The organism is Butyrivibrio sp. INlla21, assembly GCF_900116875.1.
Taxonomy (GTDB): Bacteria; Bacillota; Clostridia; order Lachnospirales; family Lachnospiraceae; genus Butyrivibrio.
Genome location: NZ_FPCC01000042.1, coordinates 1 through 16,075, shown reverse-complemented (window position 1 = coordinate 16,075; position 16,075 = coordinate 1). Strand labels below are relative to the sequence as shown.

Annotated in this window: 13 protein-coding genes; 8 read left to right on the top strand and 5 right to left on the bottom strand. The window is 45.3% G+C overall.

Going from position 1 to position 16,075, the window contains the following annotated elements; all coding sequences use genetic code 11:
- The 6 genes from BM377_RS15195 to clpX form a co-directional block, all read left to right on the top strand.
- A partial coding sequence (locus tag BM377_RS15195) for a transposase (protein WP_177223922.1) occupies window positions 1-201 on the top strand: 201 nt, incomplete at its 5' end.
- Window positions 202-522: 321 nt separating this feature from the next.
- Window positions 523-1,752, top strand: coding sequence for a UTP--glucose-1-phosphate uridylyltransferase (locus BM377_RS15190; protein ID WP_092250592.1), 1,230 nt, complete (start codon window positions 523-525; stop codon window positions 1,750-1,752).
- A 43-nt stretch (window positions 1,753-1,795) separates the two neighbouring features.
- On the top strand, window positions 1,796-2,812 hold the full coding sequence (galE, locus tag BM377_RS15185) for a UDP-glucose 4-epimerase GalE (protein ID WP_092250589.1): 1,017 nt from the start codon (window positions 1,796-1,798) through the stop codon (window positions 2,810-2,812).
- A 35-nt stretch (window positions 2,813-2,847) separates the two neighbouring features.
- Window positions 2,848-3,117, top strand: coding sequence for a hypothetical protein (locus BM377_RS15180; protein WP_092250586.1), 270 nt, complete (start codon window positions 2,848-2,850; stop codon window positions 3,115-3,117).
- 106 nt (window positions 3,118-3,223) lie between these two features.
- On the top strand, window positions 3,224-4,756 hold the full coding sequence (locus BM377_RS15175) for a S1C family serine protease (RefSeq protein ID WP_092250583.1): 1,533 nt from the start codon (window positions 3,224-3,226) through the stop codon (window positions 4,754-4,756).
- A gap of 49 nt (window positions 4,757-4,805) precedes the next feature.
- The gene (clpX, locus tag BM377_RS15170; RefSeq protein WP_092250580.1) at window positions 4,806-6,428 is read left to right on the top strand and encodes an ATP-dependent Clp protease ATP-binding subunit ClpX; all 1,623 of its coding nucleotides are present in this window, start codon (window positions 4,806-4,808) and stop codon (window positions 6,426-6,428) included.
- A 71-nt stretch (window positions 6,429-6,499) separates the two neighbouring features.
- On the opposite strand, the gene arcC is transcribed toward clpX, so the two are convergent.
- The 5 genes from arcC to BM377_RS15145 all read right to left on the bottom strand — a co-directional run bounded on the left by arcC (window position 6,500) and on the right by BM377_RS15145 (window position 11,130).
- Complete coding sequence (gene arcC / locus BM377_RS15165) at window positions 6,500-7,438, bottom strand: carbamate kinase (RefSeq protein ID WP_092250576.1); 939 nt, start codon at window positions 7,436-7,438, stop codon at window positions 6,500-6,502.
- 64 nt (window positions 7,439-7,502) lie between these two features.
- Window positions 7,503-9,434, bottom strand: coding sequence for a glycoside hydrolase family 2 protein (locus tag BM377_RS15160; RefSeq protein WP_092250573.1), 1,932 nt, complete (start codon window positions 9,432-9,434; stop codon window positions 7,503-7,505).
- A complete protein-coding gene (locus BM377_RS15155; protein ID WP_092250598.1) occupies window positions 9,421-10,164 on the bottom strand; it encodes a DUF975 family protein in 744 nt (247 codons plus the stop codon). The genes BM377_RS15160 and BM377_RS15155 overlap by 14 nt, the downstream gene beginning before the upstream one ends.
- 15 nt (window positions 10,165-10,179) lie before the next feature.
- On the bottom strand, window positions 10,180-10,707 hold the full coding sequence (locus tag BM377_RS15150) for a hypothetical protein (RefSeq protein ID WP_092250570.1): 528 nt from the start codon (window positions 10,705-10,707) through the stop codon (window positions 10,180-10,182).
- 12 nt (window positions 10,708-10,719) lie between these two features.
- Complete coding sequence (locus BM377_RS15145) at window positions 10,720-11,130, bottom strand: hypothetical protein (protein ID WP_092250567.1); 411 nt, start codon at window positions 11,128-11,130, stop codon at window positions 10,720-10,722.
- A 221-nt stretch (window positions 11,131-11,351) separates the two neighbouring features.
- Between BM377_RS15145 and BM377_RS15140 the strand changes: the two genes are divergently transcribed.
- Window positions 11,352-14,117, top strand: coding sequence for a Tex family protein (locus tag BM377_RS15140; protein WP_092250595.1), 2,766 nt, complete (start codon window positions 11,352-11,354; stop codon window positions 14,115-14,117).
- Between the two features lie 139 nt (window positions 14,118-14,256).
- The gene (xylB, locus tag BM377_RS15135; RefSeq protein WP_092250564.1) at window positions 14,257-15,726 is read left to right on the top strand and encodes a xylulokinase; all 1,470 of its coding nucleotides are present in this window, start codon (window positions 14,257-14,259) and stop codon (window positions 15,724-15,726) included.
- Window positions 15,727-16,075 lie beyond the last annotated feature (349 nt).

Below are 16,075 nucleotides of genomic sequence, written 5' to 3'. Positions count from 1 at the left end.
GAAAGGCATGCCAGTTTGAAGTACAAGTATGGAAATCGTCATTTTTGGTGTAGAGGATATTTTGTTGATACAGTTGGTAAAAATGCAAAGAAAATTGAAGAGTATATTCGAAACCAGTTAAAAGAAGATATGGAATACGATCAAATGACACTGAAAGAGTATATTGACCCGTTTACGGGTGAGCCGGTAGTAAAAGGCTAAAAGGATGGCGCTTTAGCGTCAGCCTGTGACCGCAGTGCGGAAGGCGAATTTTTCAGAGCCTCTTTAGAGGCAAGCAGGGAACAGCGGCTTATAGCCGCAGAGCAAACCACCGGCTAAGCCGGTGGTAATGATTGTTCGCTTTTATTCCGGGGGGTGAAATTGCGGTTTATTAGGCACATTCTGACATTTTTTTTTGCGTGAAATGTAGTATAATATGATACAAGTGTCCATAGTCAAAACATTTTGCTTGCCTGGCTTTTTTTGACTTTGAGATATGAGTATCATAATGAGAGGCTGCAGTAGTAGCCATTGGAGGGTAACATGAATTTTGAAGAGGCTAAAAAGAAACTTGAACAGTACGGACAGACACATGTACTGAAATATTATGATGAGCTTACAGAGAGCGAGAAGGCAGAACTCTTACAGCAGATAGAAGAGACTGACTTTGCGGTGCTTGAGAATTGTAAGAACCTGGGACATAGTGCAGGCAGAGGCAAATTTGAACCTCTTGCAGCTATGCAGGTTTCAGAAATAGAAAAAAGAAAAGACGAGTTTAAAAAGATCGGTGTTGAGACAATAAAAGCAGGCAAGGTTGCTGCAGTTCTTTTGGCAGGCGGAATGGGAACAAGACTTGGTTCCGACAACCCCAAGGGAATGTATGACATCGGACTTACAAAGCCCGTTTATATTTTCCAGAGAATTATCGAAAACTTGTTAGATACAGTTAAACAGGCTGACGGAAGCTACATCCACCTCTTTATCATGACAAGTGAAAAGAACAACGATGCTACCGTTAACTTCCTTAAGGAGCACAAGTTCTTCGGCTATCCCGAGGATAAGGTTACATTCTTTAAACAGGATATGGCACCTGCTTCCGACTATGAAGGAAAGGTTTATATGGAGGCTAAGAACAGAATCTCTACTTCTCCAAACGGTAACGCAGGCTGGTATTCATCAATGCTTAAGGCAGGTCTTCGCGACGTGATCCTCAAAGAGGGCATTGAGTGGATCGATATATTTGCGGTTGATAACGTACTTCAGAGAATCGCAGATCCTTGCTTTGTAGGAGCGACGGTTAATGCAGGAGTTGCTTGCGGAGCCAAGGTTGTTAGAAAGAATGCTCCCGATGAGAAGGTCGGAGTTATGTGTCTTGAGGACGGCATGCCTTCAATCGTAGAGTACTACGAGCTTTCACAGGAGATGATGGACGCCAAGGACGAGAACGGCGATCCTGCATACAACTATGGAGTTATTCTCAACTATCTGTTTAATGAGAAAGCTCTTTATGACATAGCTCAGAAGACTCTTCCTCTTCACGTTGTAGAGAAGAAGATTCCTTATATAGATGAGAATGCTAATCTCATTAAGCCCGAGAAGCCCAACGGATGTAAGTTTGAGCAGCTCGTTCTTGATATGATCCACATGCTCGACAGCTGCCTTCCTTATGAGGTTGTGAGAGAGCATGAATTTGCGCCCATCAAGAATAAAGAGGGCATTGATTCCGTAGAGTCTGCAAGAGAGCTCTGCAAGAAGAACGGAATCGAGTTATAAGAAATTATTTTGCAATAAGCAAAGCGATCAAGGAGAAAATAAAATGGCAATACTAGTTACAGGCGGAGCAGGATTTATCGGTTCACACACAGTTGTTGAGCTTCAGAATGCAGGTTATGACGTGGTTGTAATGGACAACCTCGTAAATGCAAACCCCAAGTGTCTTAAGAGAGTAGAGGCGATCACAGGTAAAAAAGTTCCTTTCTATGAGACAGACATCAGAGACAGAGAGGGACTTGAGGAGATCTTTACAAAAGAAAAGATTGACGGAGTTATCCACTTTGCGGGACTTAAGGCTGTCGGTGAATCGGTAGAGAAGCCTTGGGAATACTATGACAACAACATCACGGGAACACTTACACTTGTGGATGTTATGAGAAAGCACGGATGCAAGAACATTATCTTTTCATCATCCGCTACTGTATACGGCGATCCCGCATTTGTACCGATCACAGAGGAATGCCCCAAGGGAACATGTACAAACCCTTACGGCTGGACCAAGTCTATGCTTGAGCAGGTTCTTTCAGATATTCAGAAGGCAGATCCCGAGTGGAATGTAGTACTTCTTCGTTACTTCAATCCCATCGGAGCACATAAGAGCGGAACAATCGGTGAGAATCCAAACGGAATTCCCAACAACCTTATGCCTTACATCACACAGGTTGCGGTTGGTAAATTAAAGAAGCTCAGTGTATTCGGTGATGATTATGACACACCTGACGGAACGGGTGTCAGAGATTATATCCATGTTGTGGATCTTGCGCTCGGACACGTTAAGGCACTTAAGAAGCTTGAAAAGGGAAGCGGCCTTAATATCTACAATCTCGGAACAGGTAACGGCTACAGCGTTCTTGATATCGTTAAGAACTTCGAGGCTGCTACAGGTAAGAAGATTCCATATGTTATAAAGGGAAGAAGAGCCGGCGACATCGCTACTTGCTATGCAAGCGCAGCCAAGGCTGAAAAAGAGCTTGGATGGAAGGCTCAGTACGGCATCAAAGAGATGTGCGAAGATTCATGGAGATGGCAGAGTCAGAACCCCAACGGATATGACGACTGATTCAGAGACTAAAATAAATCCGCACGGAGAGCAATATGTTTAGATTATGGGTTCGACTTATCGATGACAATCATTTGATAAATGACATGGTTGTTTGCGATGACAGCGCTGATACGCGCACTCACAAGGTGATGAATGCCATAGAGAAGGCTTGTTATGAGATGGATCTTTCCAAGCCTATCTGGCTTGATACCACAGTGAGGGATTTTCAACTTCACAATAAGTGCAGATTTACGAAGGATGCGTTTATAGAAGAAGTGTCTTTTGACTACATGGAGATTCAGGTTTTAGAAGAGGATTTTTAATTTTTTAATTATTATTTTATTATAATTAAAACACAATTGCGTCACACAATGAAACTATACTAAAGCCATAAAATCAAGGTATGCAAAGGAAAGAAGGTATCTAACTATGTACGAGGATGAGAAAAAATCTTACAACAATAGTGGTTATGGACAGAATAGTAACTACAGCGGATACTCTTATGAGAACAATTCAAGTTCTTACAATAGCAATCCTTACAGCCAGGGACAGAGCTCCTATGGATACGGAAGCAACAGCCAGGGCTACGGAACTTATCAATATAGCACCAATCAGAATGCCAATAATCAGCCACCGCAGCCGCCTAAGAAGAAAAAGAAAGTCGGACCGATTGTGGCTTTAGTACTTGTTGTACTGCTTCTTGTGGGAGGTGCGGGCTTTGCCGCATTCCGTATTTTTAATGGTTTAGGACTCCCCGGTGGATCACAGCAGTCTGTTGCTCAGGTAGAAGAAAAAGAAGACCAGTCTGCGACGGAAAACAGCGCAGCAGGTACTCAGGAAGAGAAGAAGGATGACCAGAAGGTTCAGACAACCACGACCACTGCAGGTGAGACAAGAGTTGTCGTAACAGATGTGACCGGCGTTGTTGAGGAAGTAATGCCTGCAATGGTAATGATCCACAATAACTTCACTCAGTCAGCCAATTTCTTCGGATATGTTCAGCAGGAAGAAGCTCAGGCTTCGGGAAGCGGAATTATAGTAGGACATAATGATACAGAGCTTTTGATAGCGACCAACTATCATGTTATCGACGGAGCGGATTCTCTTGAGGTAATCTTTAATGATGATACATCTGTGGGCGCAGCCGTTAAAGGAACCAATTCAGACATGGACCTTGCGGTTATTGCGATCATGCTTGATGAGATTCCCGAGAATACACTTAATGCAATAAAAGAGGCTAAGCTTGGCGACAGTAATGCACTTAAGCTTGGTGAGCCTGCCATAGCTATCGGTAATGCACTTGGTTACGGCCAGTCCGTTACTACCGGTGTTATCTCGGCTCTTAATCGTGAAGTTGAGACGCAGCAGGGCGGCGACAAGCATACATTCATTCAGACAGATGCAGCTATCAACCCCGGTAACTCAGGTGGAGCACTTCTTAACCTCAACGGTGAAGTTATCGGAATCAATTCCAACAAGCTTGGCGGAAATGTTATAGAAGGTATGGGCTATGCCATTCCGATTTCAGATGCTAAGCCCATCATAGATCAGCTTATGAATGAGGAGACCAAGATCAAGGTTGCCGAGGAAGAGAGAGGATACATCGGAATTCAGGGATACAGTGTTCCTTCAGATGTAACCGAGTCTTTCGGAATTCCGCAGGGAGCTTATGTTGATAAGATTACTCCCGGCGGTGGCGCTGAGGCAGCAGGGCTTGTGAAGGGCGACGTTATCGTTAAGTTTGAGGGCCATGATATCACATCAATGGATGATCTTCAGACAAGACTTCAGTATTATAAAGCAGGTACAACGGTTAAGCTCGGAATTATGAGAACCGACGGTTCAGAGTATAAAGAGACCGAGGTTGAGCTTACACTCGGAAAAGCACCTTCATCCGATGATTCGAAGGCAGCTTCCAATGAAAAAGATGATGCTTCAAGCGAAGGATCTTCAGATAATTAAAAGATCATTTCTATAGAAGGAAAGAGAAAAAATAAAAGCGGGGTAATTAATGCAGGATAACAGAGACGATCTTCTTGATTTCAGAGAAGTTGATGAAGAAATCGATATTGAAAATAAAAGTGATGAGAAAGATGCTACAGACACTTCTGTAAACAGCACCGGTGATGGAAATAACAGCGGAAGCGGAGACAATACTGTAGATAAAGGCAGTGCTTCCGGAAGTGAAGGCAATAACTCGAATTCGGAGAACGCATTCGAGGACGTGTGCTTCGTGTGCAGAAGACCGGAGAGCAAAGCCGGCAAGATGTTCCATCTTCCCAATAACATCAGCGTTTGCCCTGACTGTATGCACAAGATGATGGATACGGTCAGCCAGTTCGATTATCAGAACATGCTGAACAATCCTAATCTTATGAACGAGCTCAACAAGAACATGGGCGGATTCCCGGGCATGGGAATGTTTGATATGGGAAATATCCCCGGCGGTAACTTCAATATTAACGGCGGAATTCCCAATTCTCAGAAGATCAAAAAGAAGAGCGAATCTACAATTAAGCCTGCATTTGATATTAAGAATATCCCTGCACCGCATAAGATAAAAGCTAAACTTGACGAATATGTTATAGGTCAGGATCAGGCGAAAAAGGTAATGTCTGTTGCCGTGTACAATCACTACAAGAGAGTTGCTACAGGCACAATGGATGATATAGAGATAGAAAAGTCCAACATTTTACTATTGGGACCTACGGGTAGCGGTAAGACGTATCTTGTAAAAACGCTTGCCAAGCTCCTTGATGTACCGCTTGCCATCGCAGATGCAACATCGCTTACAGAGGCAGGATATATCGGAGATGATATCGAGAGCGTTGTAAGTAAGCTTCTTGCGGCAGCAGGTAACGATGTAGAGAAGACAGAACACGGAATCATCTTTATCGATGAGATAGATAAGATTGCCAAGAAGAAAAATACAACATCAAGAGATGTAAGCGGTGAATCCGTTCAGCAGGGAATGTTAAAGCTCCTTGAGGGTTCCGAAGTTGAAGTTCCCGTAGGAGCCGGCAGCAAGAATGCCATGGTTCCTTTGGCAACAGTCAACACAAGAAACATACTCTTTATCTGCGGCGGTGCATTCCCCGATATTGAGGAGATCATCACTCAGAGACTTAATAAGAAAACTTCAATCGGATTTGATGCAGACCTTAAAGATAAATACGAAGACGATCCCAACATTTTATCCAATGTAGTTGTTGAGGATCTTAAGAAATTCGGAATGATACCTGAGTTTCTCGGTCGTCTTCCCATCATATGTACACTTCAGGCTCTTACAAAAGATATGTATGTGAAGATATTAAAGGAGCCTAAGAATGCGATACTTAAGCAGTATCAGAAACTCCTTGCGCTCGACGAGGTAGATCTTAGATTTGACGACAGTGCGCTTGAAGCCATCGCTGAAAAGGCAATGGAGAAAGAGACCGGAGCCAGAGCACTCCGAGCAATCATTGAGGACTTCATGCTTGATATCATGTATGAGATTCCCAAGGATGAGAATATCGGACGTGTAACAATTACAAGAGACTATATCGAAGGCAAGGCTTCTCCAATGATAGAGATAAGAGGAGAAGAAGTGCATAAGAGAATCCCGCAGCTTAACACAGAACAAGCTAGGAATTAATATAATAACAAAAGTAAAAGTCTCAGGTGATTTCACCCGAGACTTTTTATATTCTGCGCATCGTGCGTCTATTATTCAAATGTAATAAATGTTCCTGCCTTGCCCTTAAGAGCATCCTGAGCGGCTGCGAGGGAAGTGATGAGAACAGAACCGTTGTGGTTGGATTCAAGGAATGAGATAGCGGCCTCGATCTTGGGAAGCATATTGCCTTCTCCGAACTCGCCTGCCTCGATGTATTCTTTGGCCTGCGTAATGTTCATCTTCATGATCGGTTCCTGATCCTCTTTTCCAAAGTTCTTGTAAACGGAAGGAACGGAAGTAAACATGATCAGTCTGTCAAAATTGAGATCGGTAGCAAGTTTGCCTGCGATCACATCCTTCTCAATAACGGCTGATGCACCCTTGAGTACGTGACCTTGTTCGATAACGGGAATACCGCCGCCACCGCATGCTACAACTTCCTGGCCTGCATCTATAAGAGCCTTAATCGCATCAAGCTCGATTATCTTAAGAGGCTGAGGAGCTGCAATAATTCTTCTGAAGCCCTTTCCGGGAACCTCTTTAACGAAATTACCCTTCTTGACCTCGCTGTCAGCGTCCTCTTTGGACATATAACGGCCGATCTCCTTGGTGGGAGCGTAGAAGGCCTCGTCGTAGGGATCAACAGAAACCTGTGTAAGGATCGTGCTGATGGGCTTGGTAATTCCACGACGTAAGAGCTCAGTCTTAACTGAGTTCTGAATATCGTATCCGATATATCCCTGGCTCATTGCGCTGCATACGCACATGGGAGCTGAGGTGTAATCTATAAACATTCTGTGAAGCTCGGTCATGGCCTTGTGGATCATGCTGACCTGAGGGCCGTTACTGTGAGTGATGACCAGCTGATAGCCGGATTCTATAATGTCTGCAAGAACCTTACCGGTTAACTGTATGGCCTCTCTCTGTTCCTGAGTATTGACACCCAGCGCTTCGTGACCGAGAGAAACGACTGCTTTTAAGTTTTCCATTTTGTCCTCATTCCTGCACAGGATAAATATCTGTGCGATAAAAGTAAGATAGAACTATTTTACTCTATTTGCCGCTGTTTTGGAAGACATCATTCTCCAGGAAATACGACATATCACCGTCTATATTTGGATTGATCTTAGTGATCCTGCGGTCGTAAGTCATAAGACCGTTTACCTCTTCTTCAACATCGCTAAGCTGCGTGTAAACAGCGCCCGCAAGCCCCTGCTTTATAAGCGGTTTGATACTTCCGTTTATCAGGTTGTAGTAGGCAACACCCAAAGCGTCAAGCGTGTCATATTTTTTGTATCCGTAAATTCTGTCTACGCTTGAGTGACCCGCGATATGGCAGGTGTAGCCACCGTATTCCGAGATGACGAAAGCTCTTTTGTTCTTATCTTTTTCAACGGCAAGTGGTCTGAAGTAGTTGTGGACGCTTCTGTAGTTTCCGGTTCCTTCGTCGAACCAGCCGCTCGCCTGATCGATCGGGCGTGTGTCGTCACATTCTCTTGCCATTATCGTTGCGCCTGCGGCGTTGAACTGTCCCCAGCCTTCATTAAAAAGAACCCACGTCGCAATAGACGGTACATTATAAAGATATTTGATCGTGTTCTTCATCTCTTCTATCCATTCTTTGCGGCCTTCTGCGGAATGCCTTGAGAATGTTTTGTAATATGCGGGACCGTCGGATAATCTTCCGAATACCTTAGGGAAAAGAGTCGGCAAATAAGTAACGACGGGCTTGGCATAAGACGAACCGCCGCATACCATGTCCTGCCACACTATCATTCCGATCTTGTCACAGTGATAGTACCAGCGTGCAGCCTCTATCTTGATGTGCTTACGCATCATGTTAAACTTAAGTCTTTTCATTTCTTTGATGTCGTAGATAAGCGCATCGTCAGAAGGCGCGGTGTATAAGCCGTCCGGCCAATAGCCCTGATCGAGGACACCCATAAGGAAATAAGGCTTATTATTTAAAAAGAATCTTCTTACTCCCGCGGAGTCTGTATCTATAGAATATGAGCGGATCGCAAAATATGAGCGAACACGATCGGATCCTGCAACGATCTGGAGAGGATAAAGATAAGGATCCTCGGGAGACCAAAGATGCGGAGATTCAAGCTCGAAGCGGAATGTATAGCAATGAGAATCATTTTTTTTCGAAAGATTCAGCGGACAGATATCCGATGAGAATTTTTCAAGGGAATCGTTATGTCTTTCCGGTGCATCGGAAGATGCGGGAGCTTTTACAAGCTCTTGTCCCGGGATCTTAACAGACACAGAGGTGCTCTGCGTTGTGGTGATGGTTATGCTTACTGTTTTGAGATCTTCTTCCGGGGTTATCTTAAGCTCTTTTACATAAATATCGGGAACTTCCTCAAGCCAGACAGTCTGCCAGATTCCGCTCTGTGCGGTGTAGTACATTCCGCCTCTTTTCAGAGTCTGCTTACCTCTTGAATGATAAGAAGTATCGCTCGTGTCGCGAACCTTGACGATAAGCGTATTCTCTTTTGCCTCATCGAGATCAAGATAACCTGTTATATCGAAAGTAAAAGGAAGATAGCCGCCGCTGTGGGAGCCTACGAGCTTGCCGTTTACATAGACGTCGGCAAATTGATCGACTGCTCCGAAGTGAAGGAGATATCTTGAATTATCATAAGTTTTGGGGAGTTTTGGAAGTGAGCGTTTGTACCAAAGAATCTCATCGGGCTTTAATTGTTTTTCAACGCCTGAGAGAATGGCTTCCGGTGAAAAGGGGACAAGTATCTTGCCGTCGGAGATTTCGGGTATGTCGTCCGACGAAGACTCTTTTACCATGCTATAGTCCCAATAACCGTTGAGGTTAACATAGCTGTCGCGAACAAATTGAGGTCTTGGGTACTCTGTAAGAACATGCTCGGGGTCGAGATTCTCACCCCATGTAGTGTAGAGACGATTTAACACGTCGTCCTCGTGTGGCTTGTCGATTGTCTTTATTGCATCAATTAAGTCCATAATCCACCTTTCCGGCATTGCCGTACTTTACTATCAGATCTTGATAAAACGCTGTGAGCGTAGCATATCTGTAGACGCTGATCCAAAGAAGCGGAATAAAAAGAGTGATAACTCCGAAGATCATCAAAGGTATAAAACTTATGTGAAGGTACAGAAGACGGAATCTGTGACCTTTCATCATTTCCTTACTGTAAGCCAAAAGCTCTTTTGCCGATTTGTCAGGGTAGTCGTGCAAAAGAAAGAACGCCTGCGAATAAGTCAGTGAAACATAGACGTTTATGATAAGTCCGAGAACGATGAAGATAAAGAGTACGCCGATTAATCCGGAAGAAGGATTGGTGCGGCTTAAGTAAAAGATCACCGTTCCGGGTATGCTTACAAGGAAATCAACCACAACAAAAAGAGCCTGAATAGTCACGGCTTTGTTGGGGTGTTGTTTAAATCCGAAGAAAATGTCACTTGTCGAAACTGCCTGTGAATACAGAAGATTCATGTATAGGTAAGCCTTGCCGGATACGAGTATGCCGACAAGGATACTGATCACGAGTGTGATGAGCTCATTGATACAGAAAAGAAAGAAATTTGCGGGGCCGCTGACCGTGACCAATGCCGATACTATGAACTGTATGGCAAAGATCAAAATGTTTGCAAAAATAAGTGTGCCGTATTTGTCCAGTGATTTTTCTTTTGCAATAGCCTTAAGCTCTGATGAACTTTTTAATTCGGTCATGAATAACTCCCCACCTTATCCTGCGATGTCGACATGAGCCCCCACAAGTCCCTGTCTGTCGATGGACTTTCGGGCTTTCTGATAAGGATTCTCCTCATTGGAATATTTAATCTTGGTGGCTGTCTCGCCGCCGCTGACGTAGGTTCTGCCGCACTCGGGGCATACCGCCGTCTTAAGTGATACCGAAGCCTGAAGAACTTTGCCGCCTTTCATGGCTGCGTTCTTGTAGGCATTACTTACGTGCTCAGCCTCGTGACCGCGAACTCTTGCTGCCGCAGCCTGAGGATCAATATGCTGTGCCGATTTAAAAGAGACCATCTCATTGGAACCGTCTTGATACTTACGATTCTTGCAAGTCTCGCACTCCGCGGGTGAAGAAACCTTGCCCGGAGCCCTCTGTGTAGACTCGTTCGGATTGAGAATGGGTTTGCTTCCTTCCGCGGCCGCAGCTGCACTCGCGCCGCTTGTTGCAGCACCCGAATTAAAAGAATTTTGATAATTGTAAGCGTTATATCCGCTTCCTACAGCACCGATCAAACTCATAGGCACCTCTTTTCACTCTGTTGACACGTCAAATCCGACGTCTTTTAACATGTCATCAAAGCTTTCGCCGTTCATACGCTCCGACATGATGTTCACCTGTTTTCTGGCCTCAGGATCGGTAAGAACCATGTGAAAGCTCTTAACCAGAACAAAATATCCGAGAAAAATGGCGAAAATACCGAATAATATACCTCTTTTTGCCTGCGGTAGCAGCTTAGCTGCGGTTCCCTTGGACAAAAGAGCCAGAACAACCGCCACGCCTCCCATGATAATGCCGGTGTACGCGAATAAACAAAACGGAATCGCGAGCAGTCCGGTAAACATGGCGAAAGTGGCAAGACTCACATGTTTATCAAGCTGGTTGTGGGTCTTGTTGTAGTTGAAGTTGTTTATATAGTAATTGTCTTCCCCGTTATCTCCCATAATACGTCCTTAAAAACAATAGTTTGTTAACATAAATTCTATAATAAAACGCACTTTTTTACAATGTTTCGGAAGGCTCGGAGTCTTGAAAACAGCACGCTACGATTGGTATAATAAGGGAGTGTGTGGCTGTTTATAAAAAATTCAGCGAAAATTTCGGCGCATTTAATCGCGGATTTGGGGAAAGCCACGAGTACTTTATAGTTTTTTGTGAGGTAGGTATGGATATTGTTTTAAAAATTAAGGAAGAGCTAAAAGTAGAAAAATGGCAGGTAGAAGCTGCAATAAAGCTTATTGATGAGGGAAATACGATTCCCTTCATTTCACGATACAGGAAGGAGGTTACGGGCTCCCTTAACGATGAGCAGCTTCGTAATCTTGATGAGAGACTTAAGTATTTAAGAGGACTTGAGGAGAGAAGAGAGCTGGTTCTTGCATCCATCGAGGAGCAGGGCAAGATGACCGACGAGCTCAGAGCCAAGATTGTTGCGGCTGAGACCATGGTTGCTATCGAGGATCTCTATCTTCCTTACAGACCAAAGAGAAAGACAAGAGCAAGCGTTGCAAGAGAGAAGGGACTTGAAGGTCTGTCCGACATCATCCTTGCACAGGAAACGAATAGGACTCTTGAAGAAGAGGCTGAAAGCTTCGTTGATGCAGAGAAAGGTGTCGAAACAGTTGGCGACGCCATTCAAGGCGCAATGGACATTATCGCCGAGGATGTTTCTGACAACGCGGACTATCGTACATATATAAGAGAAGCTACTATGGAGCACGGACTCCTTACAAGTAAGGCCAAGGATGAGAAGGCTGAGAGCGTGTATGAGATGTACTACGGCTACGAAGAGCCCATCAGCAAAGTGCTCGGCCACAGAATCCTTGCGCTCAACAGAGGCGAGGCGGAGAAGTTCCTCGTTGTTAAGATCGAGGCTCCCGAGGAGCAGATTCTCAGATTCCTTGAGACCAAGCTTATCAAGAACGAGAACCCTGCAACTACTGATGTGTTAAAAGAGATCGCGCAGGATGCGTACGAAAGACTTATTGCGCCTGCGATTGAGCGTGATATCAGAAACGAGCTTACGGAAAAAGCCGAGGACGGCGCCATAACTGTATTTGGTAAGAACTTAACTCAGCTTCTCATGGCACCTCCTATCGTAGGAAAGACCGTACTTGGATGGGACCCTGCGTTCAGAACGGGATGTAAGCTTGCTATCGTTGATGCTACGGGTAAGGTCCTTGATACCAAGGTTATCTATCCCACAGCACCCCAGAACAAGGTTGAAGAAGCCAAAGCTGAGCTTAAAAAGCTCATTGATAAATATGATGTTGATCTTATTTCTGTCGGAAACGGAACTGCTTCAAGAGAGTCAGAGCAGGTAATCGTAGAGCTGATAAAAGAGCTCTCTAAGCCCGTTCAGTACGTTATCGTTAATGAGGCCGGTGCTTCCGTTTATTCCGCAAGTAAGCTCGCAACCGAGGAATTCCCTCAGTTTGACGTTGGACAAAGAAGTGCGGCTTCTATAGCAAGAAGACTCCAGGATCCGCTTGCGGAGCTTGTTAAGATCGATCCCAAGTCAATCGGTGTCGGTCAGTACCAGCATGACATGAACCAGAAGAAACTTGGCGAGACCCTTGAAGGTGTCGTTGAAGACTGTGTTAATAAGGTCGGAGTAGACCTTAATACTGCGTCCGCTCCCCTTCTTCAGTATATTTCCGGAATTTCCAAAGTGATTGCCAAGAACATCGTCGATTACAGAGAAGAAAACGGTAAGTTCAAGAACAGAGGAGAACTGTTAAACGTTCCTAAGCTCGGACCCAAGGCGTATGAGCAGTGCGCGGGATTCCTTAGGATCGCAGACGGTGACAATCCGCTTGATGCCACCAGCGTTCATCCCGAGTCATATGATGCTACTTTGAAGCTCATGGACAAGCTCGGAATAACATTTGACGATGTGCGCGCAGCGCAGAAGAATGCCGCTAAGGCAGTTCTTGAAAAGCCCGCAGCCCGCGCTGAGAAGCCTGCACCCAAGAAAAAGCCCAAGCAGGTAGTTATCAGAAATACCAATACCGCTATGGGAGCGGCTCTCGCAGCAGCTCTTGCAGGAAGTGATCTTGCGGTTGTTGATGATGATTCGAAGGCAGGTGCTAACGGCGGAAAAGGCGGCGCTAAGAGCGGCGTGGCTGACACCGGAGCAGCATCGGGAGCAGCCGGAGCCTCGGCCGCATCTCTTTCACACAAGATCACAGAGAATGAGAAAAAGAAATTATCAGAGGAGCTTGGAATCGGTGAGATCACTCTTACAGATATCCTTAGCGAGCTTGAGAAACCTTCAAGAGATCCTCGTGAGAATATGCCCGCACCTATTCTTAGAAGCGATGTCCTTGATATGAAGGACTTAAAGCCCGGAATGGTGCTTAAAGGAACAGTTCGTAACGTTATCGACTTTGGTTGCTTCGTTGATATCGGAGTTCACCAGGACGGACTTGTTCATATCTCTCATATAACAGACAGATATATCAAGCATCCGCTTGAAGCAGTTAGCGTAGGCGATATCGTAGACGTTCAGGTGCTTGATGTTGAGGTTGATAAAAAGAGAATCTCTCTTACCATGAAGATCGGCGATCCCACCCGCGTTGCGGCAGAAGCCGAAGCCAAGAGAGCGGCCCGCGGCGCAGCCGAGGCAGCAAGATCTGCAGAGAGAAAGGCAAGAGAGGAAGAAGCCAAGGCTGCCAAGAAAGCAGCAAGAGCCGCTTCGCCCGTAAAGCGAACCGTGACAAAGAGCGCAAGCAGCGCTGCAAGTTCCGCTAAGACCGCGACCAAGTCGGCTTCAAGTCCCGCAAGCGCGACAAAGAGCACAACCGGAACGGCGACCGGCGCAGCAAAGCCCGCTTCAAGCACAGCTACCGCGACAGCTGACGGAGCAGCGCCTGCAAAGAAGTTCAAGAAGAAGGGCATCGTTATTTTCAAAGGCAACGCGAACGATTGATGCTTAACAATAATTAGTAAGTACACAGCAAGAACTGGCGTGAATGCCAAGGGGTATTTCTGTATAATAGACATATATTTTAAGTCATAATGTCAGCGCCCGGCGGGGGCGCTTGTATATTTAATTTAGGAGGGTACACATGCTTTATATTGGAGTAGATTTGGGAACTTCATCCGTTAAGCTCGTGCTTATGGATGAGACAGGTAAGATTCACGGAACAACATCAAGGGAGTACAAGCTTTACTTCCCTCAGCCCGGTTGGTCAGAGCAGGAGCCTGCTGACTGGTACAACGAGGCGATCGCTGGACTTAAGGATCTCCTTAAAGATGTTGATAAATCACAGGTTAAAGGTATCAGCTTCGGTGGACAGATGCACGGCCTTGTAATTCTTGATGAGAATGACAACGTTATCCGTCCCGCAATTCTTTGGAACGACGGAAGAACTCAGAAGCAGGTTGATTATCTCAACAACGAGATCGGAAAAGAGACTCTTTCCAAGTACACTGCAAACATCGCGTTCGCAGGCTTCACAGCACCCAAGATCCTTTGGGTAAAAGAGAACGAACCCGAGAACTTCAAGAAGATCAAGAAGATAATGCTTCCTAAGGATTATCTTGCATATAAGCTATCAGGAACATTCTGCACAGATTATTCTGATGCTTCAGGAATGCTTCTTTTGGATGTACAGAACCGTAAGTGGTCCAAAGAGATGTGCGACATCTGCGGAATCACGGAGGATATGCTTCCTCAGCTCTTTGACAGCTTTGAAAAGGTTGGTCAGCTTAAGGCTGAGCTTGCTTCAGAGCTTGGACTTAGCACAGACGTTGTTATCGCAGCAGGCGCCGGCGACAATGCGGCAGCAGCTGTGGGTACCGGAACAGTTGGAAACAACAAGTGCAATATTTCACTTGGAACCAGCGGAACAATCTTCATGTCATCCGACAGCTTTGCGGTAGACAGCAACAACGCTCTTCATTCATTCGATCATGCTGACGGACATTTCCATCTCATGGGATGCATGCTCAGCGCAGCAAGCTGCAACAAGTGGTGGATGGATGAGATCCTCAAGACCAAGGATTACGCAGATGAGCAGAAGGGAATCGAGAAGCTTGGTGAGAACCACGTATTCTTCCTTCCTTACCTCATGGGTGAGAGATCTCCTTGGAACAATCCTAACGCACGTGCAACCTTCACAGGTATCACGATGGATACAACAAGAGAGGATATGACACAGGCGGTTCTTGAAGGTGTTGCATTCGCTACAAGAGATATGTACGAAGTAGCTAAGAGCATCGGCGTAGCTCCCAAGAGAACAATGATCTGCGGCGGCGGAGCTAAGAGCCCTCTTTGGAGAAAGATGATCGCCAACATCCTCAACGTAGAAGTTGATGTTCCTTCATGTGAGGAAGGCCCCGGAATGGGCGGCGCAATGCTTGCTATGGTAGCTTGCGGAGCATACAAGACAGTAGAGGAAGCTGCAGCAGCAATCGTTAAGGTTGACAAGACAGAGAAGCCCAATCCCGAGCTTGTAGCTAAGTACGAGGCAAGATATCAGCAGTTCAAGAATATCTACCCTGCACTTGCAGATACTTTTGATAAGATCATTTGATGAGTGATATAATCAAACCACCACACGTGATGTGCAATGTCATTAAGTTAAGAGGGACTTTAAAAGATCTCTGCATCAAAAATGATGCAGGGGTCTTTTTTTCTGCAAAGAAGGGGTTGACAGCAACACCGAAAAGTGCGGCCGCTTTCGCTACTGATTGTTTTTAGAGGTAGCGAAAGCGGCCCTTGAAATTGTAAGCATATTTCTCAATTTCAAGGAGGTGCACATGAAACCACAAATAGTAAAGAATCTTTTGATGTCTCAGATCAAAACAATTGCTGCTAATGCCAAGTCTTTCTGTATCGATGCTGAGAGGAACTTCTCAAGAAAAAGAAAACTGACTATGGAA

Excerpts from the sequence above, each read along its gene's own strand:
- BM377_RS15190 (WP_092250592.1), top strand. The coding sequence starts at position 523 with ATGAATTTTGAAGAGGCTAAAAAGAAACTTGAACAGTACGGACAGACA.
- galE (WP_092250589.1), top strand. The coding sequence starts at position 1,796 with ATGGCAATACTAGTTACAGGCGGAGCAGGATTTATCGGTTCACACACA.
- BM377_RS15180 (WP_092250586.1), top strand. The coding sequence starts at position 2,848 with ATGTTTAGATTATGGGTTCGACTTATCGATGACAATCATTTGATAAAT.
- BM377_RS15175 (WP_092250583.1), top strand. The coding sequence starts at position 3,224 with ATGTACGAGGATGAGAAAAAATCTTACAACAATAGTGGTTATGGACAG.
- clpX (WP_092250580.1), top strand. The coding sequence starts at position 4,806 with ATGCAGGATAACAGAGACGATCTTCTTGATTTCAGAGAAGTTGATGAA.
- arcC (WP_092250576.1), bottom strand. The coding sequence starts at position 7,438 with ATGGAAAACTTAAAAGCAGTCGTTTCTCTCGGTCACGAAGCGCTGGGT.
- BM377_RS15160 (WP_092250573.1), bottom strand. The coding sequence starts at position 9,434 with ATGGACTTAATTGATGCAATAAAGACAATCGACAAGCCACACGAGGAC.
- BM377_RS15155 (WP_092250598.1), bottom strand. The coding sequence starts at position 10,164 with ATGACCGAATTAAAAAGTTCATCAGAGCTTAAGGCTATTGCAAAAGAA.
- BM377_RS15150 (WP_092250570.1), bottom strand. The coding sequence starts at position 10,707 with ATGAGTTTGATCGGTGCTGTAGGAAGCGGATATAACGCTTACAATTAT.
- BM377_RS15145 (WP_092250567.1), bottom strand. The coding sequence starts at position 11,130 with ATGGGAGATAACGGGGAAGACAATTACTATATAAACAACTTCAACTAC.
- BM377_RS15140 (WP_092250595.1), top strand. The coding sequence starts at position 11,352 with ATGGATATTGTTTTAAAAATTAAGGAAGAGCTAAAAGTAGAAAAATGG.
- xylB (WP_092250564.1), top strand. The coding sequence starts at position 14,257 with ATGCTTTATATTGGAGTAGATTTGGGAACTTCATCCGTTAAGCTCGTG.